The sequence below is a fragment of the Helicobacter cinaedi CCUG 18818 = ATCC BAA-847 genome, assembly GCF_000155475.1.
Taxonomy (GTDB): domain Bacteria; phylum Campylobacterota; class Campylobacteria; order Campylobacterales; family Helicobacteraceae; genus Helicobacter_C; species Helicobacter_C cinaedi.
In genome coordinates this window covers 1-3494 of the sequence record NZ_DS990404.1, presented here as the reverse complement: position 1 = coordinate 3494, position 3494 = coordinate 1, and the positions used below count along the sequence as shown (strand labels likewise).

The 3494-nt window shown below is 34.9% G+C and carries 7 protein-coding genes; all 7 read right to left on the bottom strand.

Annotated elements, in window-relative coordinates; genetic code table 11:
- Positions 1–987, bottom strand: a 987-nt coding sequence (locus HCCG_RS12325; RefSeq protein ID WP_230197964.1) for a bacteriophage T4 gp5 trimerisation domain-containing protein, incomplete at its 3' end; no start/stop codon positions are given.
- A complete protein-coding gene (locus HCCG_RS12685) occupies positions 956–1405 on the bottom strand; it encodes a contractile injection system protein, VgrG/Pvc8 family (RefSeq protein WP_015453670.1) in 450 nt (149 codons plus the stop codon). The genes HCCG_RS12325 and HCCG_RS12685, both read right to left, overlap by 32 nt.
- An 11-nt stretch (positions 1406–1416) precedes the next feature.
- Positions 1417–1572, bottom strand: coding sequence for a ribonuclease domain-containing protein (locus tag HCCG_RS11790; RefSeq protein ID WP_081445339.1), 156 nt, complete (start codon positions 1570–1572; stop codon positions 1417–1419).
- On the bottom strand, positions 1573–2010 hold the full coding sequence (locus HCCG_RS11145) for a hypothetical protein (RefSeq protein WP_002957652.1): 438 nt from the start codon (positions 2008–2010) through the stop codon (positions 1573–1575). It lies immediately after the preceding gene.
- A gap of 1 nt (position 2011) precedes the next feature.
- The gene (locus tag HCCG_RS11140) at positions 2012–2452 is read right to left on the bottom strand and encodes a hypothetical protein (protein WP_002957651.1); all 441 of its coding nucleotides are present in this window, start codon (positions 2450–2452) and stop codon (positions 2012–2014) included.
- A gap of 1 nt (position 2453) precedes the next feature.
- Positions 2454–2882 carry a hypothetical protein gene (locus tag HCCG_RS11135; RefSeq protein ID WP_002957650.1) on the bottom strand — a complete coding sequence of 143 codons (429 nt, stop codon included), beginning with the start codon at positions 2880–2882 and terminating at the stop codon, positions 2454–2456.
- A gap of 10 nt (positions 2883–2892) precedes the next feature.
- A partial coding sequence (locus tag HCCG_RS11130; protein WP_154645885.1) for a ribonuclease domain-containing protein occupies positions 2893–3494 on the bottom strand: 602 nt, incomplete at its 5' end.

The window sequence follows — 3494 nt, the reverse complement described above, 5'->3', positions numbered from 1 at the left end:
GATAGAGTTGCCTTTTGCGACAATAGAGGTATCTTTAACTTGAATAGTCGCTTCAGTATTAGCATTAAGAGTATAATTAGAATCTGCTATCATAGTAACATTATCAGCAACCATTATAGCAGCAGTTTCAGATTCTAAACTTAAAGATTGTGGTGAGGATAGATGAATATTTTCATTGGAGTGGATAGCAATTTCGCCTTGTGTTTGGATATTAAGTTTTTTATTAATGACTATATCATTATCCCCCTCTATGATTGTCTCACTATTGCCTTTAATAATCATCTGTGAATCTTTCTCAATAGTAGTGTTGTTATTCCCCCCTATCTCTACCCTTTTATCTTCCCCTACACTCTCACTACTATCCTTACCTACTCTTAGTGTGTTATCTCCTCCTACATTAAGGCTATTACTTAATCCTACTAAAGTATCTTTAGAGAGTGTTACATTAGTTAGGTATTCTCCTCCTACTTTGACACTCTTAGTGAGAGTGATATTTTGACTATGGGTTTTGTGGATAGATTCTGTATAGTTACCTAATGTGATAGAATCTTTGTTATTGTGAATAGTTTGAGAGAAGTTATTATTTATAGATTGTGTATAGTCTTTTTGTGCTTTTAGTGTTATGACTTCTTTATTTTTTTCATTGCTTAGAGTGATTTCATTTCTGCCTTGTTCATTTACGCCTATGGTTTTAGAGCTAAGTGTTGTGATATGGTCTTGTATTGGTAAATGTGCTAGGCTAGGATTGGTTAGGTTATAGAGGCTACCTGATATATAAGGCTTATCTATGTCATTATCCATATACGAGATTATGACTTCATCTCCTACTCTAGGTGTATGATAGAATCCTGAATGATTAGAGGCTATGGGAGTAGAGACTCTTAGAAAAGGAGAGTAAGAATAACAATAAGGAGGATTGGTTTGTTTTGCAATAGATTCTTGGGGATTAGCCTCTTTAGAGTGTAGAGAAAGGTGCTTGTATATCATCTTGTGGGCTAAAGCTAGTTTGTGTCCTATATTCGTGTTGGTTATACAGGATAGGAGCAGAATCTATATGATGATGTAGGGATTGTGCATAGAGAGGATAGGCAGCATTGATTGAGCTTTGGCTAAAGCTATTAGGCACAATAGTATCTTGTTTAAAAAAAGAGTGAATACATAATTCATTGAGTGTATTATTGGGATTAGGATTATAGGGAATGGTTGTAGGGAGTGATTGTTTATACTCATCACAAAAATATATGGTGTTAGTATCTTCATAAAAGTATATGCCATTATTATGAGCTATTCTTGTGATAAAGGCTAAATCGGATTCATTGTATTTGTCCTCTATGAGTTCCTTTGGTATCTCACTTTCACTTTGTATGGTGTAGATTCCATATTGCATATCGTATAACTTTGGCATTGCACTATCCTTTACTTTGGTGTGATATGTATAAAATTTTCATAATGGTCTTTTGTGTAGTAGACATCTCCTGTTTGGGTGTCTCTTACAAATCTTGGCGAATCTCGTCCATTTGTTACATCAAATTCCCTATATGTCCCCTCTGGTTTTTTGAGGGAGTATGGAATCTAACCTACTAAATAAATGTTAAAGTCTTTGGGTTCGCCACCAAGACTGCATGTGATAACTTCATACGCCCAATAATCACAGATATGATTAAAATCCCATAAAAGACTATCTTTTTCCTCTTTGCTATCCCTATCTAATGCCTTACTCCAATTCTCTACAATCAAAGCAAAGGAATTAAATCCAGCATCTAAGAGCCAATCTAATTCTTCTATCCAACAATACCAAGGATTCCCCGGTTCATCTAGCCAAAACATACTTTCATCAGTTGGCGTTTGAAAGGCTTTCTTGGCTGTCTTTTCAAACTCATCATAAGTATGCAGCTTTGAGCCATCAAGTCTAACGATAAATAAGTCTTTATCATCTTTTAACATTACCTCGTCCATACTTTTGAGAGTATAGACTTTGTTATCTTTTTTGTCTTTCATTGTGTAGAGCATATTATCCTACTAAATAAATATTAAAATCTTTGGGTTCAACATTGCCAAGACTAGATTCAACAATCTCATATCCCCAAAAATCACAAGTAAATTTAAAATCGTCCAAAAGCCATTCCTCTTTCTTTTTAATATCCCTATCCAATGCCTTACTCCAATTCTCCACAATCAAGGCAAAGGAATTAAATCCAGCATCTAAAAGCCAATCTAAATATTCCATCCAACAAACCCAAGGATTCCCCGGCACATTAAGCCAATGCATACTCTCATCAGTGGGTGTCTGAAAGGCTTTCTTGGCTGCTTTTTCAAATTCATCGTAAGTATGTAATTTTGAGCCATCTAATTTAACGACAAACAAGTCTTTATCATCTTTTAACATTACCTCGTCCATACTTTTGAGAGTATAGACTTTGTTATCTTTTTTGTCTTTCATTGTGTAGAGCATATTATCCTACCAAATAAATGTTAAAGTCTTTGGGTTCGCCACCAAGACTGCATTCTACAACTTCATAAGCCCAATAGTCGCAAGTTTCTTGAAAATTATATAAAAGAAATTCTTTTTCCTCTTTACTATCTCTATCCAATGCCTTACTCCAATTCTCCACAATCAAGGCAAAGGAATTAAATCCAGCATCTAAGAGCCAATCTAACTCTTCTATCCAACAAACCCAAGGATTCCCCGGTTCATCTAACCAAAACATATTTTCATCAGTAGGGGTTTGAAAAGCAGCTTTAGCTACTTTTTCAAACATATCAAAAGTGTGTAACTTTGAGCCATCTAATCTTACTACAAACAAATCTTTATCATCTTTTAACATTACTTCGTCCATACTTTTTAAAGTATAGATTCTATTGTCTTTTTTGGTGTAGTTCATACTATCCTCCTTATTCTATGATTTTAATGAATGTTTCATAATGGTCTGTGGTGTAATATACATCTCCTGTTTGAGTATCTCTTACAAATCGTCCTGCACTATGCCGATTACTAATATCGAATCTCTTATATGTCCCCTCTGGTTTTTGAGGGAGTATAGAATCTCTATTATGAAAAATTTTGCCTGCTCTCACTTCATTTTTGCTACTTACCCCCTTACCTTGTCCCGGATACATTCCTTGCCACTTATGTGCTTTATAATTATGATAAGTTTCTTGCGTCTCTTTAGGCAGAGTATGGAGCTTGACTTCTTTTATAGGCTTAGATTCTGTTTTTTTGTTTTGTTTATCCTTTTTATCTTTTATAGCAAGTCTCTTGCTTGTGTATGCCCTTGCTTTCTTTGCTATGTTGGCATTGCCTCTTAGCAGTTTTAATCCCCATTTGCCTATATTGAGGGCTATCCTCACGCCTCTTGCAAGAGGGATAAGAGAGATGACTTCTATGGCTACATCTACCCAATCAATTCTTGAATCTTTGTGTAAAAAGAGTTTATCCTCTTTATCCTCATCATACATAATAGTGTAGCTTGTTTCTTGTAGCTCTATATCTACCC